The following is a 26,313-nucleotide window of genomic DNA, read 5'->3' on the forward strand; positions in this document are numbered from 1 at the left end:
TCGGTGCAGAACAAACCAGGGTATCCGGTGGAGTCCGCCGACAACGTGCTCCAGCTCCTGCTCATGCTGGCCGAACGGCAGCAGGTCCGGGTGACCGACGCGGCCGAGCACCTCGGCGTCGCGCGCTCCACCGCGCACCGCTTGCTCGGTGCCCTGAGCTACCGGGGCTTCGCGGTCCAGGACGCGCACAAGGCCTACCGGCCCGGCCCGGCCTTCGAGCGGATGACAGTGTCGGGTCCCTCCACTCCGGACTTGCGGACCCTGCTGCACAAGCACGTCGAGCGGCTCAACGCGCACCTCGGCGAGACGTGTCACCTGATGGTGCTGGAGGGCAACGGGGTGCGGTTCCTCGACTGCGTGGAAGCCACGCACGTGCTGCGCATCGGCACCCGCACCGGCATGCTGTTGCCGGCCCACTGCACCTCCGGCGGCAAGGCCCTCCTCGCGGAGCTGTCGGCGGCGCAGGTCAAGGCGCTCTACCCGCGCGATCTGCTCGACTCGCCGGCGGGGCCGTCGATGCGCCGGGCAGCGCTGCAGCGGCAGCTGGCCACCGTGCGCAGGCGTGGTTATGCGACCAACTTCGAGGAGAGCGAGCGCGGAATCGTGGCGGTCGGCGTGTGTGTCCGGGACAGCGCCGGCCGGGCGGTGGCGGCGCTGGCGACCGCGGTGCCGTCCGCGCGCTGCTCCCGGGTGGACGTACCGGAATTGGCGAAGATGGTTCAGACGGCCGCCGAAGCGGCCGGTGCGGACCTGTGACCGGGACGGACTGCCCCGGTCACAGGCCTGCGGCTAGTTCTTGATCCTGCCGAAATCGTTCGCGCACGTGAAGCTGCGCGCGGTGTTCGGGTCACCGCCGCGGTACCGCGCGACCTGCGGGTACGCGCAGATCGGCCTGGTCATCGTGACCTTGCCCGCCGCGTCGGTCTTCGCCCCAGCAAGCTGGGCCGGGGGCTTGCCGTGCTGCACCCAGTCGACGACCGCCTGGAACTGGTCGGTCGGCGCGGCTCCGGCACCGCCGCCGCAGTGGCCGACACCGGGGGCGAAGAAGAACCGGAGGAACTGGTCTGTCTGCTTCGCCCCGCCGATCACGTCGCGCACCCGCTGCACGTAGTCGAGATCGCCGAGCTGGTAGACCAGCGGGTCGTAGGTGCCCGACCACATGACGATCTTGCCCCCGGCGGCCTTGAACGAGGACAGGTCCGGTGTCGCCGAGGACGTGACGTCGAGGTCGGTGTATTCGGAGCTCGCCTGCTGGAAGAAGTCGAGGAACTGCGGGTAGGTGATCGTGCGCCAGTCGAACTTCGGGTCGCGGGCGAGGAAGTACCGGTACCACTCGTCCGAAGCGCCGAACGGGCTGCCGGTGGTGGTGCCGTCGGCCGCGGTGACCGTGTTGTTCAGCCCGCCGAACGAAGCTCCGGGTTGCAGGCCGAACCACAACGGGTTGCCCTTCGGGTCCACCGGGCCCTGCCAGATCTTGTTCACGATGTCCGCGTCGATGGCGGTCACCGTGCCGCAGGGCGTCGCCTGGCCGATCACCGTGCGGGCGTCGAAGTGGCAGCCTTGCCAGTCGCTGATGATGCCGTCGGCGACGCCGTCCAGCTTGTCGCAAGCCACCGTGGCGGCCGCGTTGAAGGCGGCCAGCTTGCACTGCGGGATGAAGTCTCCGGCGAGCTGCATCTGCATCTGGCCCCACATCTGCGCGGCCCGAAGCTTGTTCGAGTTGATGGCCGGCGAGCCCGCGGAGATGCCGTTGTAGTCACGGGGATAGCGCTGCGCTTCGATCAGCCCCTGCCGGCCGCCGGTCGAGCAGCCGTTGAAGTACGAGTACGCCGGGGCTTGCCCGTAGTAGGCCTTGGTCAATTGCTTGGCCAGCACGGTCATCTCGTGGATGCCGACGTAACCGAAGTCGTCGATGGCCTGCCAGTCCGGCGTTCCGTCGGGGCGCAGCGCGAAGCTCCCGGACTTGTCCGGGTGCCCGGTGTCCGAGCCGGCCGTCACGTAGCCACCCGCCAGCGCGGCGCTGTCGGGGTTCGTGGGATCGCCGCCGCTGAAGCCGCCGCCCCCCATTCCCTGGAAGCTCCCGTTCCACGTGCTGATCGGCAGGAACACGCCGATCTTCACGCTGTCGGTATAGGCGGGGGCGTTCGTGACCGTCGCCTGCACGTCGCAGTAGGCCGGAGCGGTTTTGCTCGCCTCGACCGCCGTCGCGCTGACGATGGTCGTGTTGGCGAACCGCGCCGAAACGAGGCTCTCGCACGACCGCCGCGGCTGGTGGCTCGCGTGGTGGTCACCCGTCGCCTGCGCCTGCACCGCGGTCACCGCGGAAACCGCCGCGGCCACCACCAGCACCAGCGCACCTGCCAGCCGTATCCGTGTGGGTCTCTTCACGCACTACCTCCGACTGTCCTCAATGGACGCCGGTGGGAATCGCCGACGCCCTCGTCCGCTTAATCGGAGGAAGATTAAGCACGGGTGACGGGAATTGTGCGGCGCGCGCCCGGAAGTTCTTCTGTGCGGAACACGGACGGGCGCTGAGCAGATGCAGAGTGCGCTAAGCCGTCGGCGGTGAAGGCGGCAGTTCGCTGGCCGTGATGAGGCCGCGAGGGTAGGGCGCTACCAGCGAGGCGGGGACCTTGTTCGCGGTAGGCCTCGATGGTGGCTAGGTGGTCGAGGTCGTGTCAGAGCCCGATACCAGCGCACCCTGCGGTTTCAGGGCGACAGCTCGGCGCCTGATGGTGAGGCCGGCGATCCAGCCGGCAGGTGATGGCGCACCAGCCGCGCATGTCCTCGGGGGTGAATTCCTGCGCCTGGCGGCGGGCGACGGTGTCCTCGAACGGCACGTTGAGGTAGGTGACGTAGGCGTGGCCGCGGTGATTGGCGATGAGACCGCGCAGCATGGTGCCGTAGCGCTCGGCGTGCAAATCCCTTCGAGGACGACGTGGAAGCCAGCGCCGAGGGCGCAGCGGGTGACGGTGTCGATGAGGCCGATATTCGCTGCGCCGGGGTGGTCGTGCTCGCGCAGCAGCGGCCGCGCAGGACATCCTGCTGGACCAGCGCGAGCCGTAGCCGAAGTCGGCACGCAGGGGCCTCGGCCAGAAGCGTCTTGCCCGAGCCGGAGGGGCCGCGCAGCAGCAGCGTGGTGGTCTCCTGTCCGGCCGGGGTGCTCACGTGGCGGGTCCTTGCGTTTCGCCGGTGGTGAGGTTCTCTCCGGCGGTGATGAAGCGGCTCGGTCGGGACTCGGCCGAGCTGACGGCGCTGGCCGATCACCTCACCGCGCACGGCATCGTGCTGGAGATGCTCGGCGGCCCACTGCCCGGCATCTACGATCCGACCGGCACCGGCCGCATCCTGTTCGCATTCTTCGCCGCGATGGCCGAGACCGACCGGGAGAACATCCGCGAGGCCACCCTGGAGGGCCTCAACGCCGCCTCCCGCAAGGGAAAACACGGCGGCCGTCCGCCGGTCATCACCGATGACATGCTGCACACCGTGCTGCGCCGCCGTGCCGGCGGCGAGTCGGTCGAAGACATCCAGCCCGACCTGGTCATCCCCAGCGGGAAGCGCAAGGGCCGCAATCCGAGCGTAGCCAGCATCTACCGGGCGCTGGCCGAGCACGCTCAGCGCGAGCGGTTCCCCGAGGCGATCGAACAAGCCCACACCGAGTTCGCGGAGCTTGGCCCGACCACCTGACCGGATCGCCGCTGGTCAGGCATATCCGCCCAATTTTCGGCGAATGCTACGGCGACCCCGTGAGGGTGTAGCCGCCCAAGCGGCATGCGATCACGATGGCGAGCGAGCGGAGCAAGCATCCGTGGTCGCTCGCGGCGCGCAGCGAGACGGTGGCCACCGCCTGCCACGCACGGGCCGTATACGGCAACGGTGCGGGCCGGGCGCCTCGGCGCAGCAGCCGCAGCACGCGTCGCAGCCGTTCGGGTTACGAGTGGAGGTCGCCGAACCTTGAGCTGGGCTCCAGGGTCGGCGACGAACACGACCAGGAGCCCGTCCGGATATGAGTGATTCCTGGCTGGATCGATGGAGAACCGAACTTCGACGCTCGACAAAATTTAGCCAGCGATCTCCGCCCTTACTGCGGCCTGTGTTCGGTCACCGCTGCGGCTTGAGAGTCAAGCCGCAGCGGTGAGTGGAGATGGGAAGGGTGGGCCAACACCAACCAGCCCGCTCGCGAGCCGGAAAAACTACCCCTATTACCGATTAGGAACCTCCGCATGATCACCTGCTCCTCACCGTTCCGCTTGCCGCAGGGTGCACCGTCGCGAGTCCACGGGTGCCTACCAGGCTCCGTCGATTAGCAGACGCTGGTGAAGGTGTTGTCGATGCCGGTGATCACGGTTGGGGTCGTTGATGATCAGGCCGAGTTCGCGGTTGTGGTTGCGGGAGTTGTCGGAGAAGTTTTCCGAGCCGGCGAAGACCTTGGCGGCGTCCCCAGCGTGCCAGCACCCGCTCGGTCCTGCGGCAGGCTGTGGTCCTGCGCGGTTCAATGTGCGCTTCACTCCGCAATCATTGATGCACATCGTGGGTCAGACCAACGCCCGGGCCGCCCTGTTGGCCAGTGAGTCCTGGCCAGGCGGTGTCCGTGGCGTGCTCGGTGATCGGCGGTCGGCCGCCGTGGATCGGATCACGCGCTGCTCGACCTAGGCATTTCCATCGAAACCATGGTCGGAAGAAATGAGGCGGAAATGGGAGATCAGTCGAAGTTCAAGGCGGCGGCGGTTCAGGCCGCACCGGTCTTCCTCGACAGGGAAGCCAGCGTGGCCAAGGCCTGCGCGCTGATCGAGGAGGCGGGACGACACGGCGCGCGGCTCATCGCGTTGCCGGAGGTGTTCATCCCGGGCGGGCCGTACTGGGCTTGGCATCTGCCCATGGCGGAAGGCCGCAGGTTCTCCGCCGAGCTCTTTCACCACTCCGTGGAGATTCCCAGCGATACCACGATGCGGCTTGGCGAAGCGGCGCGTACGGCGGGGGCCTATGTGGCGATCGGGATCAACGAACGATCGGGCAAGACGCTCTACAACACCCTGCTCTACTTCGACCCCGCCGGGCGCATCATCGGCAAGCACCGGAAATTCCGGCCGACCGGGCCGGAAAAACTAGTCTGGGGCGATGGTGACGGCAGCACGCACAAAGTGTACGACACCGAGGTCGGCAAGCTCGGCGGCCTGATCTGCGCTGAACACACGATGGCGCTGCCTGGGTACACCCTGGCGGCGATGGGCGAGCAGGTGCACATCGCGTCGTGGCTGGGTTTCAGCTCCTCCGACGTGTCGCTGGCCGAAATATGCTCGCGCTACCACGCGATCGCCTACAACACCTTCGTCGTGGCAAGCCAGTTAGTGGTCGGCGACGACGTGCTGGAGAAACTCGGCATCGGCGCCGACCGGCAGCCGACCCTGGCGTGGAGCGCCATCATCGAGGGCGGCACCGGCCGCGTGCTCGCGGGGCCGCTCGGACCGGACGAGGAAGGCATCGTCTATGGGGAGATCGACCTCAACAGCTTGATTCCCGCGTACTTTCTGATGGAGACGACCGGGCACTACTGGCCGAAGCAGTTCAGCGTGCATTTCGACGACCGGGAGCTGAAGCCCTTGACGATCGGCCCACCGGTGGACGACGGGCCGGCCGGGAATGGGCCTCGGGAGGTGCGCTTCGCGCCTCCCGCTCCCCTCGTCGGGGAATGAACCGGGGCCGGTGCATCCCTTGTCAGCGCAGCATTGACGCGGAGACAAGGCGTGCTCGCGGCCCGGCCCGGCCGATCAACCGCGGCACGTGGCGCCGCGGTTGATCTGGCGGCGCGTACCCGAGCGCAGTACGCGCGCACCTACCCGCGGGGGGTGTGGAGGCCCGTGACCACGGCCTGTTGCGGGTCCGGCAGGCCGGCCTCGAGTTCGACTTCGGAGAGACCGCCGCGGAGGCGATGGCGGTCTACCTGCTGCCGCCAGAAATCCAGTGCCGGGACGACCAGCACGAGGTGCGGCTGGAGGACCAGGACCGGCTGCGGGCGAGCATGGTGAAGCTGGGTCAGGCCACCGCCCGCTTGCGATGCGGTTCCGCGGGTTCGTGCAGCTCGACGACGGCCGCCAGGTCAGCGGCGTGTGGACACCGATGACTGAGCTGCCGATCTGGCGCGACGAGATCACAGAGGACGACCTGCGGCGCCTGATGCGCCGCCCGCCACCGTCCTGACCCGCGGCGGTCGTGCTCAAGGGGCATAGCCCTGGTCCTCCGGTCGGGATGCTCAGTGGCCTGCGGGCTGGGGCCATCTCGGACTCGTCCGTTCGCTGCTGTGCCGGCGGGCGAAGGACCAGGGCCTGCCGTGCGCAGCACTGGTCAACGCTGGCCCCGGCGAGCGGCGTGATGGACGTGTCGGGCTGTCCCTGCGCGAGTTGACCGGATAGCGCGAAGGGCCCCCGCACACCAGCTGGTGTGCGGGGGCCCTTCGTCGTCGCGCCTGGGTGGTCAGCCTTGGGTGCGCGCGTAGTTCGTGAACGCCGTCCACGATTCGTGAGTGACGGTGAAGTGGCCGGCGTCCCGGTTCTTGGTGTCGCGCACGGCGACCTCCCGATCGTCCGGCCGCACCTCTACGCAGTTGCCTTGATTTCCGCTGCGCAGCGGCGTCCGCCAGTGGGTGCCTTGCATCATGACTCGCTCAACTTCCTCAGAATGTCTCGGATGATTTCGCGCGACTTGTCCGGCGGGGAGCGCCAGGCCCGGCTGGTCTGGTGTACCTCGGATGTCGGCGGACACGATCACATTATGGACGCGGCGCACGTCGAGCTGCTCCACCATGCGCCACGGAGGACGCGATCATGACTGGTCCGGCCCCTCGTCGGTGTCGACCAGCAGGCCTCCATCGGGTCACATATCGTGGGTGATGAACAGGGCGAATCGGACACCGTAACGTGGGGGGCGCCCGGGGCCGCCGGCCGGCCCTCAGGCGCGCTCGAAAAACTGGGCACCCCCCGCCTCGGACGATGGCGACGCCCGCGCGGCGGGGCGCGGCGCGCTGGTGCTCGCGCCGCGGTGGGACGCCCTGGAGGACGCGGCGAGCCCGACCGAGCGGCTGGCGACGCTGGACGCGATCGCCGAGACCTACGTCCGGACGCAGCGTCCGGCGAACACCCTGCGCGCCTACGCCTCGGACTGGCGGGTCTGGGAGGACTACACCGCCGAGGCGGGCATCCCGCTGTTGGCCGGCACCCCCGGCGCGCTGGTCGGGTTCGTGTGGTGGCTGGAGACCCGCAAACACGCGGCCCCCGCGACGATCGACCGGCGCCTGACCGGCGTGACGGTGACGCTGCGCGCGCAGTACAAGGTGGCGGTGGAACGGGTCGCGACCCAGGCCGCCCGGCACGCCCTGGCCGGGTACCAGCGCCGGCTGGCCGAGGCCGGCCTCGTTCTCGGCCGCGGCCAGGCCCGCCCGATCACCGTCGCCGAGCTGCGGCAGGTGTCGCGGGCGTGCCCGGACACCGTCGCGGGCCTGCGGGACCGGGCCCTGGTCCTGCTGGAGTTCGGCATCGCCGGGCGCGTGTCGGACGTGAGCCATCTGCTGGCGCGCGACATAGCCGAGGATCCGCGCGGGCTGGTGGTCACGGTGCGGTACGGCAAGTCGGTCGGGACCTCGCCGATCGTCCACGGCGAGCACCCGGAAACCTGCGCGGTGCGGGCCTGGCACCGCTGGGTCGCCGCCGCGCTCCTGCAGCCCGAGGGCGCCGCGCTGCGCCCGGTCGACCGGTGGGGCCGGGTCGGCGCCGCCGGGCTGTCACCGCAGGCCATCGACGAGATCCTCGTCCGCGCCGGCGAGCGGGCCGGGCTGGGCTACCGGCTCACCGGGCACAGCCTGCGCAGCGGGCTGGCCACCGAACTCCGCCGGGCCGGCGCCAGCGACGACGAGATCGCCGACCAGGGCCGCTGGAAACGCGGCTCCCGCGCCCTGCAGCTCTACTTCCGCGTCGTCGACCGCTGGACCAACAACGCCCTGAGCAAACTCGATCTGTAGTCCCTGCGCGAGGAACGCGCTCGTGGTGCAACCACCGCGCGCACGCGCAGCACGCACAGTCGAGACGACCCCGCGGTCTTCGGAACCGACCAGAAGGCACCGGTTCTCGCCGCGCGAGTACGCGCGTGATCTCGCGGCGTGCGATGTCAGCCCGGCGACGTTGCGCAGCTACGGCTATGACCTGTTGCGCCCCTCGGTTCCTGCACGTGCTGCCAGCGCCACCTACCCAGTGGTGGGGTCATCGGTGCGGAAGCGCGGCTGCCGACCGATCCGGCGGGCGACCGCGGCGACCTCGTTGCGATCACGCCGTCGTCGTCGGCCAGCGGCCGGCGACGGCGGCGTGATCCCGAACCGAGCCGGCGCCCGATCGCGCACCCGCTCGGTTCGTCACATGTGGGTGAAGATCTTTTCGGCTTCGAAGCGCGAGACCGGCTGGTGGGAGACGCGTGTCTCGTCGGGATATCCGAGCGCCATGATCAGCGTCGTGGTGAAGTCGGTGTCGGTGAGGCCGAACGCTTCGTCGATCGCTGCACGGTCGAATCCTTCGAACGGGGTGGCGTCGACTCCGAGAGAAGCGGCGGCCATCATGGTCGCGCCGACCACGAGATAGGTGTTCTTCTCCAGCCAGTGCAGCACGTCGCCGCCATAGTTCTCCGACTGGATCTTCACGAAGCCGGCCGCTCCAGCCTCCCATCCCGACTGGATCTCCGGGTCCGCGAAGCGACCGTCCGCGCGCTCCTTCGCAAAGATCTCCTCCAAGTGCTCGCCGGGAATCGTCTTGCGGGTCGTGAACACGATCGCGTGCGAGGCATTGGGGGCCGCCCGAGGCCTACTACGTTCGCGCCGGACGCCAAAAGCGGACGGCCCGCCGGGGTCGGGGGATCCGGCGGGCCGTCCTGGTGGTGTGCGCTGTCTGCGGGTCAGCCGTCGCCGTCGAGGCCGGGGAGGTAGGCGCCGGGGACCTGGGCTGGGGCGTAGATCTTGGTGTCGCCGGGGTAGGGCTTGGTCCATCCGGTTGCTTCGTACCAGCTGAAGCGGCTCATCTGCTCCGGCGGTGCGCTGTCGACCTTGGAGTTGTCCCCGACGAACGGCTGCGACGCCTTCCACGTCTGCCATTGCGCGGCTACGTTCCGCGCCCCGGCGGGGACCGCCGCTGTGGTCGGCGCGGGTGCTGCGGTCGGGTTCTGCGCCGCGGGGGTGTCGGCGCCGCACGAGGGCGGGGTGGACAGACCCAGGGTCAGCGACGTGCGGTTGGGCACGACGGTGAACGGCGTGTAGTCGGGCGTAGTGGTGAACGCCGAGCTCATCGGGCTGGCCGCGGCGTCCATCTGGTTGAGGGGGTGGATGCCGAGGATCTGCTCGATGGTGCGGATCATGGTGGCCTGGGTGTAGTAGTGGCTGTCCACCACGCTGTGCTGGGCCCAGGGGCTGATGATCTGGACCGGGGCCCGGTGCCCGTCGACGTGGTCGATGCCGGCCTGGGAGTCGTCCTCGACCACGAAGATCGCGGACTGATTCCAGTACTTGCTGTGCGAGACGGTGTCGATCAGCTTGCCGACTGCCAGGTCGTTGTCCGCGACTTGGGCGGGCCCGGTGACCGGGCCGCCGGTGTGGTCGTCGGGCAGCCACATCATGTTCAGGTTTGCCGGACCGTTCTTCTCGAAGTCCTGCTTCCAGATCTGGTACCGGTAGTTGTCCGGGATGGCCAGGTCGCCGCCGGGGAAGGCGTGGACCGAGATGTCGTTGAGCGAGGGGATGTCCACGTTCGAGTACATCGGGTACGCGGTGGTTGCTGTGGGGTCGGCCGCCATGTTTTTGCTGTCGCAGTACAGGTTCTGCCAGGTCGCCGCGGCCGGCTTGTTGTTGGACTGCATCTGGTACTCGCCGAAGTCTCGGGCCGTCTTGCCGGCCGCCTCGGCGGCGGTCCAGATGTACCCGGAGGCCTGGTGGCCCAGCACATCGTTGTAGCTGTCGTAGCTGCGCTGGTACTCCCCGGCGGTCGACTCGGTGTACTCCGGGTCGTCGGCCTGCATCAGCCAGCTGTGCCCCTCGGCCGAGTTCGTGGCCGGGTCGTAGAAGTTGTCGTAGAGCCCGAACTGCGCGGCCAGCGCGTGCTGGTTCGGCGTCACGTTCGCGCCGTAGGCGGTCAGTGTCGGGTCGCCGTTGCCCGCGGGGATGTCGCCGTAGACCTGGTCGTAGGTCCGGTTCTCCTTGACGATCAGGTACACGTACTTGATCGTCGACGGGTCACCGATCTTCACCGGAACCGGCACCGGCGCCACGTTCGGGTTCCCGTTGCTCTGCTTGACCGAGTTGCCGATCCAGCCGTTCTGGGCGAACACCTTGGCGGTGTAACCGTGGATGGCGCTGTCGCTGGGCAGGGTGAACCGCGTCAGGCTCGATGTCGTGTCGTGGCTGTTGTGCCTGCTGGTGTTGCGCAAGGCGTCGATACCACGGGTGTTGGAGACGACCACGTCGTCGCCGGAGGTGGCGATCTCTGCGGGGTAGTAGTCGGTCGGGAGCAGGCCGACGTAGGAGACCGGCTCCCGCGCGGAGGTGTACTTGTAGACGGCCACGGCGTTGGCCCGGCCGAGCGTCACCAGCAGGTGACCGTCGTCGGTGAGCGTCACCGCGTTCGGATCGTAGCCGACGGAGGCATCCGGCCACGGCTGCGTCGCGATGGTCTGCACGACCTTGTCGCCGGCGGTGTCGATCACGGACACGGTGTTGCTGTTCGTGTTGGTGACGAACACCGCCCCGTGCTTCGCGTACACCGCGGTCGGGTGCAGGCCGACGTCGATGCTCGCCGCGTCCGCGTCCGGCTTCGCCAGGTCGATGACGCTGACGGTGCCGGTGGTGCTGCCTGCGTTCGGATCGGCCGGCACCGCGGTGCCGTAGGAGTTCTGCGTGGGCTCGGCTGGGGCGGTCGAGTCGCTGATGTCCCAGCCGCTGAGCTGCAGGAGCGGGTCGCCCCAGTTCGCGGTGACGTTCAGCCGGTAGTAGCTGTACGCGGTGGTGTTGGTGAAGGTGTAGCTCTTGGTGACGTACCGCGAGTCGAAGCGCTCCCCCGTGCGCTTGTCCACATCGGTCCAGGTGCTGCCGTCGTTCGAGCCCTGCAGGGTGAAGTCCTTGGGGTCGCGGCCCGGCGAGTCGTTCGCGGAGGTGAGCGAGTACTGCACCACCGCCGCGGGCTTGGCCAGCCGATAGGTCACCGAGCCGGTCGGGTGCTGCGCCAGCCACTTGGTCGACGGATCGTGGTCCTTGAGGTTCACAGCGACTTCGTTCGGCGGGTTCTCAGCGCTCGTGGTGACCGTGCTGACCTGGGCGAGCAGAGTGCCGGGCATGGGCTTGGCCGGGCGACCGCCCTCGTTGCTGACGTAGAGCTTGGTCCCGACCTGGACCATGCCCCGCGGCGCGGTGCCCACGGCCCAGCTGCGCTGGATGGCCCCGGTGGCCGCGTCGATGGCCACCACGCGGTTCTGGCCGTTGACGGCGGCGTACGCGGTCTTGCCGTCGGCCGAGAACACCGGCGTGGCGGACAGCGCGTGCTTCGAGCCCTGCGCGGGAATGCTGATGTTCGTCGGGCTCGCGAGGCTGCCGTCCGTGTTCACGGTGAACTTCGTGTAACCGTCGATCCGGCCCAGCCACAGCTGTGCGCCGTCGGGCGAGTACGTCGGGCCTTCCTGACCCACGTCGCCGCCGCTGACCCGCAGGTCCGACTGGTCGTTGGTGCCGACGTATTGCTGCACCTTGTAGTTCTTCAGATTCACGATGGCGAGCACCTGCCCGCCGTCGGTGAGCGAGGCGGCGACGTGGGTGCCGTCCGGGCTCACCGAGGACGACATGATCTTGCCGGACGGGATGACCAGACGCTGGCCGATGGGTTTGACGTACTGGCCACTGGAAGCCACCAGGCCCTGATCGGTGGTCTGGCCGGCGTGCACGAAACCGAACTGATTCGTCTGAGCGAACGCGACGCCGGCACCGGTGGTCACGGCGGCAACGACTGCCACCGCGACCACGAATCTGCGGCCCACAGCTCTGGCGAGAGGGCCGCTGCGAGCCTTCCCCCGTCGTTGACGTACTACCTGCATGGAGTGATCCCCTTCAAGCTTCATTGGGAGCAGTTCAACCACGCCGTCGAACCACCAGGCCGTGGTCCCCGTCCAGCGCCGGGACGACCGCACACCGCCAATCCCGCACAGACCACGTCGGGGAACCCTAAGAAGGCGAAGTGACGCCGCCTGGGCAGGCAGGCAAACAACAAAGGAAGGGGCGACGGCACATGCCGTCGCCCCCACCGGCCCGCAGCACCGCGGCGGCCCCTCCAGCCACACCCGGTCACCCGCACCCAGCGTGAAGAACCGGATCAGCTCGTCCCGGCCCAGCTCCTCCCGCCACGACCGCAACCGCCAGATCTCCGCATCGGAGAAAATCGGGCACAGTGTAGCCAGCAGTAGGTCTTCGCGTTTCACGCCGATCGTGGCCCAGGACGGGGACGCCGGCGTCATCGTCACCGCTCAAGGTCGTGGCGCCGCTGCTCCCACGCTGCTCGTTCAGGTGTGCCCGTGATCGGGGGGCCGAACTGGGCGTCCTGTACGGCGGCGGTGATCCGCACGGCTACTTCGCGACGCTGGTCGGCCAGCACGCGCACGGCGTAGGGGCTGATGTGCTGCTCGCCGCCGAGTTCGTTGCCGAGTTCGGCGCACCGCAGGGTGAGTACCTGACCGTAGAGCGGGTTGAAGTGGTCGTTCGGCTCGAACGGGTGGGCCATGGGGTATTCCCAGCGTCGCTCCCCGTACCGGCCGACGGCGGCGACTGCGCGCTAGCGGTCTACCGCAACACCCGCACCCGCAAGATCGACGCCGCCACCAGCCGGCGCTACGGGGAGGCCGGCGCCGGCGAGAAGGTGCAGCTGGAGGCCGACCACAAGTGGTTCCCGATCGCCCCGGCCCGCTGGCCACGGCTGAAGGCGATCGTCTACGTCGTCGACGGCGTCGTCGCCCGTATCCGCGGCGTCGAAGCGGACCTGGCGAAGTGGGACACCGACGACCGTGGCTACGCCGATGTCCCGGTCACCAAGCCACTGACCGAGCTGCAGATCGCCAAGCGGCTCCCGACGCTGGGCATCGCCGTTGGTGACCACCGCCCGCACGTCCGCGGCAAGATCCGCGAATACGTGTCCCTGTAGCCGCGGCGGCATGGCCGCCAGCGGCGGCTCCCACGCTGGCTGGCCGGGTACTTCACACCAGAGCGGTCAGCACGCCGAGGACCACCTGGCTGGAGAGAACAGATCGGCGAAGCTGACCGCGCCGCCCTGCTCCATATCCTCGACGGGCTACTCGCCAGCACCCGCATCCGAGCAGCCCTCGACAACGCCGGCTAACGCTTCGTGACGTCGTTGATCGCGGTCCCCGGCGGCAGGCTCAGCGCGCCACGTCGCAGCTGGCCACAGATCGACCAGTAGACCTCCAGGTCGCTGACCTCAAGGTTCTCGATCATGTCTTGGCCGCCGAGGAACAGCGGGACTCGGTAGCCCACGCACTGGTCGCGGCGCAGCGGCACAGAGTCGCTGTTGACGGCTGACCACGAGTCGAAGAATTCTGTTGCTAGTGCGGCGTCCGCGTACTCGACAAGTTCTTCGTCGTGGAATGCCGCGAACGGCAGCGGGATCTCCAGAGCCTCGCCCGTTCCCGGCTCGAGTAGGAGGACCTGCGGCTGCCCATCCACGGTGCGGCCGGAGTCGACGGCGAACTGCCGCCCGAGCCAGTCGTAGCCGAACGGGCCGACGCGGGTCGCATACTCGGAGAACGCCTCCGCGATCAGCGTCAACGCCTGCGAGCCAGACGTGTGGTCGTGGACCCGGTACAGGCCGCCTCCGAAGGTCGCTCCGGCGAACTCCGAAGCGAAGTCGAGGTACCCCTCAACACCGACGAGCCGTTCATGCCGCCACGTCGAGCCAGCCGGAACCGCGTCCCGAAGCGGGGCGTACTCGGCGCGGAAACGTTGGAACATCCGAAGTCCTCTCACCAGATCATCACTGATATCACGAATGTGCCTGGCTTGAGGCCTCGGAGCTGCCACATGATCTGCGACCCGAGACTCCGGTTTACCGACAAGTCCAGCGGATTCATGTTCGCGACGTCATCAAGCCCGCCGAGCTGCAAGTCGATGGTGTGATCGACGTCCGCTCCGCTCGGGACGATGCCACCAGCACGGCGGTAGCGTGAGGCCGGGGACGTACCGACCCGCTTAACCGGAGTCACCCGCAGGCCTCCAGCTCCCGCCGCTTCGTTCAGCGCAGCCACCTTCGCATCAGCAGCCGACCGCTGGGCTGCGTTCCACCCGGGCTTGTAGCGGAGCGACAGGCTGGCCCCGCCCTCTACTGCGTGTTCGACGTCTGCAGCGCTCGCAGCCGACGCCTCGCCTGCCCCACCGTCGCCTTCGCATACCAAACTACTCTTGTTCCAGGTCTCGCCATCGAAGAGCCATTGGCCGCCAGCGCAAGCAGCGTCGTCGAGGCTGCCCTGGGCCGGAGCGAGACCACCCGGCCAGGTGTCAGGACTTCCCGGTTGTGCGTAGGGGTCGAAGGTGGTGGGGTCTTCGCTGGGATTAGTGCCGGCGACGAGGTTGGTGATGATCGGTGAGTCGGATGCGCCGGTGGCGGGGGTTTTGGTTCCGTTTTGGGGGATGATGCCGGGGCCGGTGACTTGGCCGCTGGGTCGGGGGTTGTCCGGTGTCTGGTAGACCCGCGCGGCGATGATCTGGTCGTGAGTGGGTGGTTTCGGGCGGGTGAGGCCTTGTCCTCCCCCGTGACCGGCCGGCTTGTGTCCGCGGGGGGCGTGGCCTGGTGGGTTGTGTCCGCTTGGCCCAGTCGTTTCGGGCCAGTCGAACGATCCTCCCAGTGAAAGTGCCGCTCCGCCGTAGTCGTAGCCGCCGTAAGACGGGTACCCGCCTGGCCAGTTGGACGGCGCGGGCGGACGCGAAGGATAATGTTGATCTCGTTGCCCAGGTGCCTCGTCTCCGGCGAGCAGGAAGTCAAGGCCCCCCAGGATCGCGCCGAGCCAGCCCCACGACGCAGCGCCGCCGCCGGCCGCCACTCCTGCGCCTGTGGTAGCGAGGTCGGTACCACCGGCCCCGGCCAGGGTCGGGAGTTCGCACCCGATGAGCAAGCATTCGCCCCAATGGCCGTTGGGGTCGTTGTAGGTGAGGGGGTTGTCGTTGGCATAGGTGTAGGGGTTGGCGGCGGTGCCGGTGATCGTGCTGATGGTGTCGTGGCTGGTGAAGTCGCCCTGGGCGGGGTCGTACCAGCGTGACGCGGTGCCGACGAGCTGGGTGGCGGGGTCGGTCCAGCCGCCTTGGTAGCCGAGGTCGGCTTGGGTTCCGGTGGTGGCAACGGGGTTGCCGTAGGGGCCGTAGGCGCTGGATCCGGTGAGGGCGGTGCCGGTGGGGGTGAACAGGCCGGTCACGTCGCCGTGCAGGTCGGTGAACGCGGTGGCGGCGGTGCCGCCGGTGGCGACGCCCAGGAGGTTGCCGCCCGGGTCTCGGCTGAAGGTTTGGGTGCCGTCGCCAGTGGGGGTGGTGTCGGTGCCGTCGTAGGTGAAGGTGGTCGTGCCGGCGGTGGTGAGGCGGCCGAGGGCGTCGTGGGTGTAGGTGGTGGCGCCGTTGTAGGCGGCCATCTGGTCGAAGGCGTCGTAGGTGTAGGTCTGGGTGGTGGTGCCGTCGGTGGTGGCGGTTTGTGCACCGCGGGCGTCGTAGGTGGTGGTGTTGGTGGTGGTGCCGTTGGTGGCGGTGGTGAGTTGGTCGCGGGCGTTGTAGGTGTAGGTCCAGGGGCCGGCTTGGGTGCGGTTGCCGGCGTTGTCGTAGGCGTAATTGGTGGTGGTGGTGCCGTCGGTCCAGGAGGTCAGGCGGTCGGCTTGGTCGTAGGTGTAGGTGTTGGCCGCGGCGCCGGCGGTGCCGGTGGTGGTTTTGCCGGTGAGGTTGTTGTTCGGGTCGTAGCCGTAGGTGATGGCGGCTTCGGTGGCGCCGCCGGGCGCGGTGATGGTTTGGGCGGCTAGGCGGTGGGTGGTGTCGTAGGTGTTGGTTTGGGTGGCGTTGCCGGTGCCGTAGCCGATTCCGGTGGGCTGGTCGAGGGTGTTGTAGGTGTAGCTCGCGGTCGCGCCGGTCAGCGGGTCGGTGGCGGTGGCGAGCTGGCCGGTCGGGGTGTAGGTGAACCCGGCGGTACCGGTGCTGTCCGTGCGGGAAGTCAGCTGCCCGTTGTTGTCGTAGGTGTAGCTTGCAGTGCCCGACGGTCCGGCCGCGGAGAATGTCAGGCCGCGGTCGTCGTAGGTGAAGGTGTCGGTGCCGGTGGGTGCGCTGGCTGAGGTCAGGCGCCCGGCCAGGTCGTAGCCGATGGTGCGGGCGGTGGTGGTGGCCTCGGCTCCGGTGCCGCTCTGGGAGGTGAGCCGGCCGAGTTCGTCGTAGCCGAGAGTCTGGGTGACCCCACCGGGTTCGGCCAGGGTCGTCAGGTGGCTGTCGGCGTCGTAGGTCCGGGTCGTGGTGGTGTCCGCGGGGGTGGTGAACCCGGGAACCGCGGGGGCGATGGTGGATTCGGGCAGGCCGAGGCTGTTGTAGGTGTAGATCGTGGCGTTGTTGTTGCCGTCGGTGTAGCGGGTGGTCTGCCCGGCCGCGTCGTAGCCGTAGCCGGTGGTGATCGACGCGGTGGCTGAGATCGGCTGGACCTGTTGGGTGATGTGGTTGCCGGCGTCGACGGTGTAGGTGGTGGTGTGGTTGTTGGCGTCGGTGGCCGAGATCTTGTTGCCGGCCGCGTCGTAGCCGGTGCCGAGGGTGCGTACGGTCGCGCCGGTGTTGTCGAGCTGCGTGGTTGCGGTGGTGCGGCCGGCCGGGTCAAATGTGGCCACCACCGCGGAGCCGTCCGGCAGCGTGGTCTGGGTGAGGTGCCCATCGGCGTCGTAGGCGGAGCTTGTGGTGTGGCTGTTGGCGTCGGTGACCGAGGTGGTCTGGCCAAGTTTGTCGTAGCCGTACTGGGTTGTCTGCCCGCCGGGCAGGGTGACCGAGAAGGGTCGGTCGAGGGGCTCGGGACCGAGAGTCTGGGTGGGGTCGTAGCTCAGGGTTGTGGTGTTCGCGGCGCTGGTGGGCTGGCGGACCACCTGGGTGGACGTGATCGTCTGGCCGAGTTCGTCGTAGGTGGCCTGGGTTTGCGCGCCGGTGGGGTCGGTGGCCGAGAGTTGTTCGCCGTCGGTGTCGTAGGTCGCGTAGGACACGGGGGTGGTGCCGTCGACGGCGGGCTGGGTGGTGGTGACCCGGTTGCCGAGCTGGTCGAGGGTGTAGCTGGTGGTGCGGCCCAGCGGGTCGGTGGTGGAGGCCGGCTGCCCGAGCGGGTAGTAGGTGTATTGGGTCAGCGGGGTGATCGACGTGGCTGAGCCGGGTGGGGTGTATGCGGGTCGGGACACGCCGAGCAGTTCGGAGTCCGCGTCGTAGGTGCTGGTGGTGATGTTGCCGTCGGGATCAGACGAGGTGGTCTGGTCGCCGAAGGTGTTGTAGCCGTACTGGTTGATGGGGTGGGCCGGGGCGGGCGCGCCGCCGTCGGTTTCGGTGGTGACGATGGGGCCGGTGAGGGTGGTGAGCTGGCCGGCGGGGTCGTTGGTGTAGGTGGTGGTGTAGGCGGTGGGGTCGGCGCCGGTGACGTTGCCGCGCGGGTCGGTGACGCTGGTGAGGGCGCCGCGCTGGTCGTAGGTGGCGGTGGTGGTCAGGGTGGTGGCGCCGTTGTGCACGGCCTGGGAGGTGAGGTCGCCGAGGGTGTCGTAGCCGTAGTCGGTTTCCTCGTTCACGCTGCCGTTGGCGACCGTCTTCGTCGCCACTTGATCGTTCGCGTCGTAGGTGAAGGTCGTGACGTGGCCGTCGGCGTCGGTGCTCGAGGTGACGCGCCCGGCCGGGTCGTAGACCTTCGTGCTCGCGCTTGGCGCCGAGGAGAGGTCGAACTGTGACGTCGGGTGCCCGGCCGCGTCGTACAGCGCGGTGGCCACGCTGACCGGGGTCTGGGTGCCGAAACGGTCGTGCCAGTTCGTCACGACGGCGGAGAGCTGCCGGCCGCTGTCGTCGTAGGTGTAGCGGGTGGTCCGGCCCATCGCGTCGGTGTCGGACGCGAGCAGTCCATCCGGGTCGTAGGCACGGGAGTCCAGCACCAGGTTCGTGGCGGCGATCGGGTGGTTCGGGTCGCCGGTCCAGTTGGTCAGCGTCGTGGCCGTGTGGTGCCCGTTCGCGTCGAAACTGTCGGCGTAGATGTTCCCTGCCGGATCGGTGGTGCTGGTGCGGTTGCCGTAGCTGTCGTAGCCGTAGCTGGTCTGCCGGTTGGCCGGGTCGGTGGTCGTCGCGAGCAGGTCGTGGCTGTCGTAGGTGTTGGTGGTGGCGCGGGCGGTGTCACCGCCGGTGGTGTCGCTGACGGTTTGGGCCAGGACGTTGCCGTCGGCGTCGTAGATGTAGGTCGTTTGCGGGGTGTGGGTGGTGCCGGTGACCGCGTCGGTCGTGGCGGGATCGGTTTGCGTGGTGAGCCGGTTCTGTCCGTCCCACGCGTAGCTGGTGGTGACGCCGGCCGGGAACGTGTCCGAGGTCTGGGTGGAGGTGAGTTTCCGGCCCAGCAGATCGAACGTCGCGGTGGTCGCCATGCCAGACGGGGCGGTGATGCCCGCGGCGTCGCCGGCGGCGGTGTAGCTGTAGTTGGTGATGTGGCCGAGCGGGTCTTTCTGGGTGGCCAGCAATCCGGCGGGTTCGGTGCCGCCGCCGACCGCTGTTTCGCTGCCGGTGGTGTAGGTGTTGGTGGTGACCGACCCGGCCGGGTTGGTCAGCGTCAGCAACCCGCCGGCCGCGTCGTAGGTGTAGCTCGTCTGATACGTCGTGTCACTCGGGCCGGACGAATCCGCGGTCAACGTGGTGAGCGGTTCGTCGTTACGCGGATCGGTGACCGCATACGTTCCCGCCGCCGGGAACGTCGCATACGAGGTGGCCGCGCCGCCGCTGGAGGCGCCAATGGTGCGGGACAGCACGTTGCCGCGCAGGTCGTGGGTGGTGGTGACGGTGTTGCCGTCGGGGTAGACGGTGGTGTAGCCGAACCCGTTGGTGTCGTAGGTGTAGTGGGTGGTGTTGCCGAGTGCGTCGGCCGTGCTGAGCAGCCGGGACCCGTTGACCGGGTCATACCGGTAGGACAGCGGGTGGTTGCCGGGGTCGGTGACCGTGGCGGTCGTGACCGGGGTGGGGCTGGTGTTCGCCGCCTGCGCCGCGGTCCAGAGCCCGGCCACAGGGCCGGCGGTCAGGGGCGTGTTGTAGAAGGCGACGTCGGCGACCGAGCCGGTGAAGTAGCCGCCCGGGTTTGCGGTCGCGTTGTTGGCCGGCGCGCCGCTGCCCCAGAGGCCGGAGCCGATGGTGGCGGTCTGCAGGCCGGGTGCGTTGATGATCGGCGCGGTCGCGGTCGCCGCGGTGGCGCCGTCGAGGTATTCGGTTTGGGAAATGCTGTTGTGGGGGAAGTCCGCGGTCTGGGATACGACGACGTAGTGCCATTTGCCGTCGGTGACGGTGCCTGGGGAGTTGAGGTAGCCGCTGCCGTACCAGGTGTAGAGCTTGCCGTCGGTGCCGATGTAGAGCAGGGCGTTGCCGCCCCAGCCGGTAAGCACGCCGCCGGCGGTGGAGGTTTTGAACCACAGAGCGAGCGTTTTGCCACCGACTGTCCAGGCGGTGCTCTGCACCGGGATCGTCAGGCTGGAGGTGGTGCCGTTGAACGAGACCGCGGTGTCCCCGGTGGTCGGCATCGGCCCCGGCTGCCCGAGCGTCACGTTGGCATAGGTGCCGTCGCCGTCGGCGGTGGCGGAGATTGCGCTGGTGGGGATCTGGTTGACCGCTTGGGTTCCGGTGGTGTCGGTCAGCGGCCAGAAGTCGGTGGGATCACCGGCGAACACGGTGCCGCGGTACTGGGCCGAGGATCCGTTCGAGGTCGGTGGTGCAAGTGTCCACGCGCCGCCGTACTGGTCGGTGACGTGCGTGGCCCGGTCGAGCACGTTGTCGTAGGTGACCTGGGCGTGGGTTTTGCCTTCCGGGGTGGTGATCGAGGTCAGTTCCGCGGCCGGCTGCTTGCCGGCGCTGACCTGCTGGGCGATCGCCGGGCCGCCGAGGGCGCGGGTGTAGAACGCGACGTCGGCGATGTTGCCGTTGAAGTGGCTCCACCCCGCGGCGGGGCCGTTGACCCACGGGTAGCCGTTGACGTAGCCGGCGGCCACGAAGTTCATCGGGTCCAGGTTGATCAGGGTGCCCGCCTGGCTGCCCACGAGGGCGCCGTCGAGGTACATCGACTGGGTGTTGCCCTGCCCGACCAGGGTGACCGAGTGCCACGCCGAATCGTTCACCTTGCCCGACGACACGATCGGGGCGACGCTGCCGGTCCAGAACTGGCCATAGAGTTTGCCGTCGGTGCCGATGTAGAGCACCGGCATCGCACCCGGGTTCGGATTCGCGGTGTCGATCGCGCTGTGCCCGGTCGACATCAGCACCCCGGCCGAGCCGTTCGGGAAGGTCTGGAACCACAGCTGCACACTCAGATACGAGGCCGAGGACACGAGATTGTTCGGCAGCTGCAGCGAGCCGGCGCCGTTGAAGTAGCTCGACGTGCTCGGCGAACCCGGATGCGGTGTCGAGTCACTCGGCGACACCGTGGTGAACGCGCCGTTGTCCGCGCCCAGGTTCGCGCTGACCTCGTCGACCGCCGTCGCTCCCGCACTCTGATTTAGCCGCCAGTACGCGTACGGCTGCGCGTCCAGCACCGTCGACCGGTAATGCGACCCGGGCGTCGAGCCGCTGGTGTAGGAGTATCCGGTGCACTGGCTGCTCGAGGTCGGCGGGCAGACCGCGGTGAGCGTGTCGCCGCTATAGGTGTAGCTCCACGTCAACGCCTGCCCCCCGGCGGTCGCCGGGTCGGTGCTCACGGTCGCGACATGCCCACCGGACCACGTGAGGTGCAGCGACCGGTTGCCGCCGGTGTCGGTGACCGTGGCCAGGTGGCCGCCCGCGTCATAGGACAAGGTCTGCGCCCGCCCGGCCGCGTCGGTGATCGAGGTCAGCTTCCAGCTGCTGCCGGCCTGCTGGCCGAAGGTGTAGGTTGAGCCGCCGCGCACGGTCAGGCTGTAGCCGCCGCCGGGGAGCGGGCTGAACGTTGCGTACGTGCCCTGCGGGGGACTGTAGGTGGTGCCGTCCGCGTTGAGTCCGAACCGGACAGTGTGCCCGTCCGGATAGGTGACCACCACGTTCCCGGACCCGTCGGAATCCGGGACCGCGACCATGTCGTAGACCGTGGACCAGCCCGCACCGAACAAGTTACTGACGCGGGGGTCCTGCGAGTTGTACGAGCGGGCGATCGCCAAGGCCGGCCCGGCGGTGGCGACGCTCGCGTCGGTCACCGTGGTGGTGTAGTCACCCACGCCCGGGTCGAAGTTCCGCCGGCTCGTGTTGGCACCGATGTGGGCGGTGATCAGCGGTTGCGGGACCGCGGTGGTGAAGTATGCGGGGCTCGACCAGTTCGACGAGCCGACGGTGTCGTTGACCGCCACCGTCCAGTAGTAGGACTGGTTCCACGCGAGCTTGCCCGCAGGTACCCGGTAATTCCCGTTCGACAACGCCCCGGAATCGGCCACCAGCGCCGGCGTGCCACCACCGGCCGGCAGCGAGTAGACCTGGAAATCGAAGGTGATGCCCTTCGCCGGGTAGTTGTCCGGGTCGTGGCCGGTCGCGAACAGCTGCGGTTGCAGCGTCGACAACGCCGTGTTCGACGGTGGACTCGCCGAGTCAATCTGCGGTGGCGTATTCGCCGAGTTGATCACTTCGCACGGCGAGTTGACGCCGTAGCTGATGTTGAACGAGGTGTTGCCGGTGAACATGTCCCAGCACAGGTAGTACTGGCCCGGCGTGACCGGCCCGATCGTCGCGTTCACCGTGAACTTCTGGTTCGGGCCCACCGACCCGGGCAGGTTCGTCCACGGGTCGGGCGGGTTGGTGATGCGCAGGTTGTTCCAGTTCAGGTCGTAGAGCTGATACCACAAGTGGTTGTTGGTCGTGGTCCACGTGCTGTTGCCCAGGTTGGTGACGGTGACCTGCTGCGACCCACTGGAAGTGCCGGTCGGCTTCGTGTAGTTCACCGGCGAGCTGTAGACCGCGCCGTTGGGGCTGTAGGTGATCGACAAGTACGGCGGGTTGGGTGTGTTGAAGCTGGCGAACTTCTTCCACCCGTACGAGTCGTGGGTGTCCGCGGTGACCGCGAGGCCGTTGTTGGCGCCGCCGTGGGTCCAGGACTCGATCAGCTGGGTGCCGGCCGCGGTAGGGTTGTTGCCCAGGTTGACCGACACCCAGTGCGACGTCGAGCAGCTGGAGTCGTGGCCGTAGGCGACGTTGCTGCTGCCGATGGCTCCGCCGATGGACACCCACGGGTAGGTCTTTGCCCCGCCGACCGACCAGCCCGAGGTGATCGGGGAGACATACATCGGGCGCGGCTGGCACGAGTAGGACCAGATCTCGTCCATGTTCAGCGTGGCGGCCTCGATGTAGTTGTTGTTCAGGCTGCTGACGTCGAACTTCAGGTACGAGTTCGCGACGTTCGCCCCACCGTCGTAGGTGCCGGTGTCCAGCTCGGTGCCGCCGCTGTAGTCGTTGGTGAACGGCGACATCACATACGTCGACCCGGACGTGTTCAGGTTCACCGACGGGTCGACCTGGACCGGGAACACCCGCGCCGTGTCGTGCAACCAGGTCGCATCCAGGTCCATCCGCAGCGCCGGCTTGCCCTGGGCCGTCGTCAGCGAATACGTGACAGCGGTCGAGAGCACTCCGTCGCCCGAGCGGGGGTCGATGTTCGAGTCGCGCATGAACCCGTGCGCGATGGTGTCGACCACCTGCCCGGCCCCGTTCGTGAATACGACACTGCCGTCGCTGCCCATCGACGGCGTGACCCCGGTCAGCGTCAACGGGAACACCCAGGTGGTCGGCGCGTCCGCGCTCGCCAGGGTCAGGTTTTCCTTGACCCCGCCGGACGCGGTGGCCAGGTAGCTGATGTCGGTATGCGCGGCGGCACCGGGATAGGTGATCGTCGAATCGGTGACGTGGCCGGTGACGTGGGCCGCGCCCTGCACACCGAACGCGATGCTCCCACCCGGGCCCGCCGGCACCGACGCCAACGTCGCATCGTCTGCGGCCGCGGCGAAACTCGCCGACGCGGAGTCGGCCTTCTCCGCCCACCGGCCGTTGCCGCCCTGCGCCAGGTTCGTGTCGATGTCGCCCCAGGCCCCGGAACTGGTCCGGTAGTGCACCGGCCGCGGATACACCTTCGCGGTCTGCGTACCGTCCGCGTTCTGGAACACCGACCTCGTCGCCGTCCGCGCCGCCGTGATCTCCGTGCCGGTACTCGCCGCCGGCGCGCTGCGTTCACGCGGCGCCGCACTCTGGGCAGTCCCCGACGTGGCCGTGTTCGACAGACGCGGATCGGCCGCCGCCGCACGCGTGCGCGCCTCCGGCGCCGAACCCGCCGGTGTCACCGCGCTCGCGCCCTTCGTCGTCGGGCCCAGCGCGGACCCTGCCGTGTGCCCAGCACCGGCCGCGCTCCCGGAACGCTGCTGCGGCGTCGCCGGCGACGACAGCGGAGATCCACTCGCCGTCTGGCCACCCGTGGACACGATCAGCGCGATCGCGACCACCACCGCCATCACGCGGCCGGCGAGCCCCCGCCCCGCGATCGGCCAGCCCCGGCTGTCCCGTCGCGCCCAGCGTCCCGAAGCAGCCATCGCTCAGCCCTCCGCCCACAGGCCACCCCCCAGCGGAGCGCACCGGCAGGAAATTTCACCCGGAACACACCCACCTGGCAACTATGACCGGGATCACCGTAATAGCACGGACCGCTACGGCGATTAGCAAGCTCTCTTTCGTGGTTTTAAACGCTGCCCTACACCGTTCGACCTAGTACGAAACAGACATTCTGACTTAATTGAGATCATGGTGGCCGAACTGGATTCACTCGGACGGACCATGAGCTTTTCCTTCTCGCCTCCCATTGATGCGGTTAATGTCCATCAACGCGAACACCGCACATTTTGCGCTCGTTAAGATGGCACTCACGTGAACCGGGAGCGATTGGTGAACATCCTACGGAGATCGTTTTCCGCTCTGCGCCGAAACTGGAAAATCACCACCCCGATCGCCGTGGTGTTCGTCGGCGCCGTCATCGCCGGCATCGTCCTGCTCACGTCAGGTCCGGCACCCCAGGCCATCGCCTACGCCAACGTCTCCCGCAACTACCGCGTCTGCCTGCTCTCAACCACCAAAGACACCGCGGAGACAAACCAGATCTGGCCCGCCGTCCAAGCCGCCACCACACGCGCCCCCATCAACGCTGAACATGTCACCGCACCAGCCGGCACCCCAGCCCAGCTGACCCCCTACCTCAACAGCCTGCTCTCCCTGCACTGCGGCCTGATCATCGGCGCCGGCCCCGACCTTGCCGCCCCCATCTCGACAGTGGCGAAGAGCCACCCGAACCAGCACTTCATCACGTCTGAAAAGCCGCCAGGATCGGCAAACATCAGTAGCATCCCCCGCGAACCCGGCGACCTGACCGCCGCCATCGTGACCGCCGCACACTCCGGCAATTCCACCCACCCCTGACCGCGGTTTTAGCAAATCTCATCGCCCGACGAATATCCGTAAAACAGCCCGTGCCGGAGGCGACCGCGTTCTCCCCGTAGTGCGCGGCCGCAGGGACTCAACCCGCCCACCGGCATGATCCGCGCGGCCCTGCGCGCCGTGGTGACCGTGCAGGAGGCAGCCAAGGCGCCGGCGAACACGCGCAAGGCCCGACTTGGCGCGGTGTCCGCGTGCTACCGCGGGAGATGCGTGCCTGCGGCGCCACCACCTTCGAGGCCCCGCAGCGCTGCCCTCGGCCGAACGCAAGAACCTCGGCGTGCTCAAGCCCGACCCCTGGTACCCGAACGTGGCGGCTCACCCTCAGCCAGGCCCGCGCGCTGCACCGCCGCCGATCTACCTGGCACCGGACACCCGCCGGCGGTACCGGGTGATCGTCGCGGTACCGCTCACCACCGGCGTCCGCGCCAAAAGCTCGGCGCGCTCGACCGACGACGTGCACCGCGCGGGGTCCCGACGGAAAACTCGCTCTGTGGATCAACGGCAAGGGCCGCAGAAGCCGCTGGGTCCGCATCGTCGACTGGGTTTGCCGACTTGCCAAGCAGATCAGGCGCCATGCCCTGTGGGCGCGGGATGGTGCCGCGACCTGACGTCTTTTGCTCAACAGCCGTCTGGCGCGAGATCGACCGCTTCGGAGGGTAATGCTGCCGGCGCCCCATCTCGGCATGCGCGGAACCTACCGGCCAGGAAACAGACCGTTCCGGGACGCATACCCGCCGTGATCCTCCTTTTAGGACACCGGCCGGTCACGGTGCCCGCGGGACACGGGTGGACGGCCTGAAAGGTCGTGACCGAGTTGTGCCTGTCCGATGTGTCCGGACCACGCCTCTACTGGGGTGAGAGGTGTTGCCATGACCACCGCCAGAACGACTCTCGCGTGCCTGTTCGGCCTGGTGCTGCTGAGCGCCTGCGGCACGAACGGCTCCGGTTCGCCGCCTCCGACCTCCGGATCCGGCCCGTCGAACGGCGTGATCATCACGGAAAGCGGAACCGGTGGGCCGAGCACGGAGCCGACCGGCCCGGAGCAGCCGCGGCCCGGGGAGGGCGGCGGCGCGATCTCCATCGCCTCGCTGCCGATCGGTACCGGCACCCAGACCGGCGGAGTCCACGACTGCTTCACCCTGCAGTGGCTGACTTCGGTCCCCGAAGGCGCACGGATCACCATTACAGCCATCCACATCACGCCGCGCGGGATCGCCAGGGTCGGCGGGGCCTGCGGTAAGCACCGGGCATGTGCTTCATCCACATTGCCCTCGGCTACCGAATTGTGCTCTGTCGAGCTCACCTGGGTCGGCAATGCCCCCGAGGCGGCGATATCACTGGACGGGGTGTGCACCGGGCCAACCCAGCTGTGTCAGCAGTTCAAGGACAGCGTGCCACGGGACGGGAGCGTGCCAACTGCCCTCGGCCTGACGCCGCATCCGCCGGGCTCGGCCGAGTCCCCGGGCAACAGTGAGCCTCCAGGCAGCGAATCCCCAGGTGAGAGCGAGTCCCTCGGCGCCAGCGAGCACCCGGGCGAGTCCCCAGACACCAGTGGTGAACCGCCCGAAGAATCCCCGCCCACCACCTCGAGCTGA

17 protein-coding genes are annotated in these 26,313 nt (G+C 68.5%); 8 read left to right on the top strand and 9 right to left on the bottom strand.

Features of this window, described 5'->3' with window-relative positions; all coding sequences use genetic code 11:
• Nucleotides 1–3: 3 nt before the first annotated feature.
• Entirely contained in the window at nucleotides 4–756 is a 753-nt protein-coding gene (locus I6J71_RS15520) for an IclR family transcriptional regulator (RefSeq protein ID WP_204095355.1), read from the top strand.
• Between the two features lie 33 nt (nucleotides 757–789).
• Here the strand turns inward: I6J71_RS15520 and I6J71_RS15525 are convergent, their stop codons facing one another.
• Nucleotides 790–2,388 carry a tannase/feruloyl esterase family alpha/beta hydrolase gene (locus tag I6J71_RS15525; RefSeq protein WP_204095356.1) on the bottom strand — a complete coding sequence of 533 codons (1,599 nt, stop codon included), beginning with the start codon at nucleotides 2,386–2,388 and terminating at the stop codon, nucleotides 790–792.
• 290 nt (nucleotides 2,389–2,678) lie between these two features.
• Nucleotides 2,679–2,921 (bottom strand): hypothetical protein, encoded by a 243-nt coding sequence (locus tag I6J71_RS15530; RefSeq protein WP_204095357.1) that lies wholly within the window; start codon nucleotides 2,919–2,921, stop codon nucleotides 2,679–2,681.
• A 295-nt stretch (nucleotides 2,922–3,216) separates the two neighbouring features.
• Between I6J71_RS15530 and I6J71_RS15535 the strand changes: the two genes are divergently transcribed.
• Nucleotides 3,217–3,690, top strand: coding sequence for a recombinase family protein (locus I6J71_RS15535; RefSeq protein ID WP_239154866.1), 474 nt, complete (start codon nucleotides 3,217–3,219; stop codon nucleotides 3,688–3,690).
• Nucleotides 3,691–3,736: 46 nt separating this feature from the next.
• On the opposite strand, the gene I6J71_RS50730 is transcribed toward I6J71_RS15535, so the two are convergent.
• Nucleotides 3,737–3,916, bottom strand: a complete 180-nt coding sequence (locus I6J71_RS50730) for a lasso peptide biosynthesis protein (protein ID WP_204095358.1) — start codon at nucleotides 3,914–3,916, stop codon at nucleotides 3,737–3,739.
• 781 nt (nucleotides 3,917–4,697) lie between these two features.
• Between I6J71_RS50730 and I6J71_RS15545 the strand changes: the two genes are divergently transcribed.
• Nucleotides 4,698–5,696 carry a carbon-nitrogen hydrolase family protein gene (locus tag I6J71_RS15545; RefSeq protein ID WP_204095359.1) on the top strand — a complete coding sequence of 333 codons (999 nt, stop codon included), beginning with the start codon at nucleotides 4,698–4,700 and terminating at the stop codon, nucleotides 5,694–5,696.
• A 155-nt stretch (nucleotides 5,697–5,851) separates the two neighbouring features.
• A complete protein-coding gene (locus I6J71_RS15550; RefSeq protein ID WP_204095360.1) occupies nucleotides 5,852–6,124 on the top strand; it encodes a hypothetical protein in 273 nt (90 codons plus the stop codon).
• Nucleotides 6,125–6,474: 350 nt separating this feature from the next.
• On the opposite strand, the gene I6J71_RS48220 is transcribed toward I6J71_RS15550, so the two are convergent.
• Nucleotides 6,475–6,804 carry a DUF397 domain-containing protein gene (locus tag I6J71_RS48220; RefSeq protein WP_239154868.1) on the bottom strand — a complete coding sequence of 110 codons (330 nt, stop codon included), beginning with the start codon at nucleotides 6,802–6,804 and terminating at the stop codon, nucleotides 6,475–6,477.
• Between the two features lie 220 nt (nucleotides 6,805–7,024).
• On the opposite strand from I6J71_RS48220, the gene I6J71_RS15560 reads away from it, so the two are divergent.
• Nucleotides 7,025–8,014, top strand: coding sequence for a tyrosine-type recombinase/integrase (locus tag I6J71_RS15560; protein ID WP_204095361.1), 990 nt, complete (start codon nucleotides 7,025–7,027; stop codon nucleotides 8,012–8,014).
• 387 nt (nucleotides 8,015–8,401) lie between these two features.
• On the opposite strand, the gene I6J71_RS15565 is transcribed toward I6J71_RS15560, so the two are convergent.
• The 3 genes from I6J71_RS15565 to I6J71_RS15575 all read right to left on the bottom strand — a co-directional run bounded on the left by I6J71_RS15565 (nucleotide 8,402) and on the right by I6J71_RS15575 (nucleotide 12,788).
• Nucleotides 8,402–8,809 (bottom strand): nitroreductase family protein, encoded by a 408-nt coding sequence (locus tag I6J71_RS15565; protein WP_204095362.1) that lies wholly within the window; start codon nucleotides 8,807–8,809, stop codon nucleotides 8,402–8,404.
• Nucleotides 8,810–8,934: 125 nt separating this feature from the next.
• Entirely contained in the window at nucleotides 8,935–12,108 is a 3,174-nt protein-coding gene (locus I6J71_RS15570) for a discoidin domain-containing protein (RefSeq protein ID WP_239155364.1), read from the bottom strand.
• A 419-nt stretch (nucleotides 12,109–12,527) separates the two neighbouring features.
• The gene (locus tag I6J71_RS15575; protein WP_204095363.1) at nucleotides 12,528–12,788 is read right to left on the bottom strand and encodes a hypothetical protein; all 261 of its coding nucleotides are present in this window, start codon (nucleotides 12,786–12,788) and stop codon (nucleotides 12,528–12,530) included.
• Between I6J71_RS15575 and I6J71_RS15580 the strand changes: the two genes are divergently transcribed.
• A complete protein-coding gene (locus I6J71_RS15580) occupies nucleotides 12,780–13,205 on the top strand; it encodes a hypothetical protein (RefSeq protein WP_204095364.1) in 426 nt (141 codons plus the stop codon). The two genes, I6J71_RS15575 and I6J71_RS15580, sit on opposite strands and share 9 nt — an antisense overlap.
• Nucleotides 13,206–13,396: 191 nt before the next feature.
• Here the strand turns inward: I6J71_RS15580 and I6J71_RS15585 are convergent, their stop codons facing one another.
• Together I6J71_RS15585 and I6J71_RS49745 are read right to left on the bottom strand one after the other, a co-directional pair.
• Nucleotides 13,397–14,029, bottom strand: coding sequence for a T6SS immunity protein Tdi1 domain-containing protein (locus I6J71_RS15585; protein ID WP_204095365.1), 633 nt, complete (start codon nucleotides 14,027–14,029; stop codon nucleotides 13,397–13,399).
• Between the two features lie 11 nt (nucleotides 14,030–14,040).
• The gene (locus I6J71_RS49745) at nucleotides 14,041–23,823 is read right to left on the bottom strand and encodes a DNRLRE domain-containing protein (RefSeq protein WP_204095366.1); all 9,783 of its coding nucleotides are present in this window, start codon (nucleotides 23,821–23,823) and stop codon (nucleotides 14,041–14,043) included.
• Nucleotides 23,824–24,172: 349 nt separating this feature from the next.
• On the opposite strand from I6J71_RS49745, the gene I6J71_RS15595 reads away from it, so the two are divergent.
• Both I6J71_RS15595 and I6J71_RS15600 read left to right on the top strand, forming a co-directional pair.
• Entirely contained in the window at nucleotides 24,173–24,700 is a 528-nt protein-coding gene (locus I6J71_RS15595; RefSeq protein ID WP_204095367.1) for a hypothetical protein, read from the top strand.
• Between the two features lie 887 nt (nucleotides 24,701–25,587).
• Nucleotides 25,588–26,313: a hypothetical protein gene (locus tag I6J71_RS15600; protein ID WP_204095368.1), complete on the top strand. Its 726-nt coding sequence runs from the start codon at nucleotides 25,588–25,590 to the stop codon at nucleotides 26,311–26,313.

It is taken from the genome of Amycolatopsis sp. FDAARGOS 1241, from assembly GCF_016889705.1.
GTDB lineage: Bacteria > Actinomycetota > Actinomycetes > Mycobacteriales > Pseudonocardiaceae > Amycolatopsis.

Excerpts from the sequence above, each read along its gene's own strand:
- I6J71_RS15535 (WP_239154866.1), top strand. The coding sequence starts at position 3,217 with ATGAAGCGGCTCGGTCGGGACTCGGCCGAGCTGACGGCGCTGGCCGAT.
- I6J71_RS15545 (WP_204095359.1), top strand. The coding sequence starts at position 4,698 with ATGGGAGATCAGTCGAAGTTCAAGGCGGCGGCGGTTCAGGCCGCACCG.
- I6J71_RS48220 (WP_239154868.1), bottom strand. The coding sequence starts at position 6,804 with ATGGTGGAGCAGCTCGACGTGCGCCGCGTCCATAATGTGATCGTGTCC.
- I6J71_RS15570 (WP_239155364.1), bottom strand. The coding sequence starts at position 12,108 with ATGCAGGTAGTACGTCAACGACGGGGGAAGGCTCGCAGCGGCCCTCTC.
- I6J71_RS15575 (WP_204095363.1), bottom strand. The coding sequence starts at position 12,788 with ATGGCCCACCCGTTCGAGCCGAACGACCACTTCAACCCGCTCTACGGT.
- I6J71_RS15585 (WP_204095365.1), bottom strand. The coding sequence starts at position 14,029 with ATGTTCCAACGTTTCCGCGCCGAGTACGCCCCGCTTCGGGACGCGGTT.
- I6J71_RS49745 (WP_204095366.1), bottom strand. The coding sequence starts at position 23,823 with ATGGCTGCTTCGGGACGCTGGGCGCGACGGGACAGCCGGGGCTGGCCG.
- I6J71_RS15600 (WP_204095368.1), top strand. The coding sequence starts at position 25,588 with ATGACCACCGCCAGAACGACTCTCGCGTGCCTGTTCGGCCTGGTGCTG.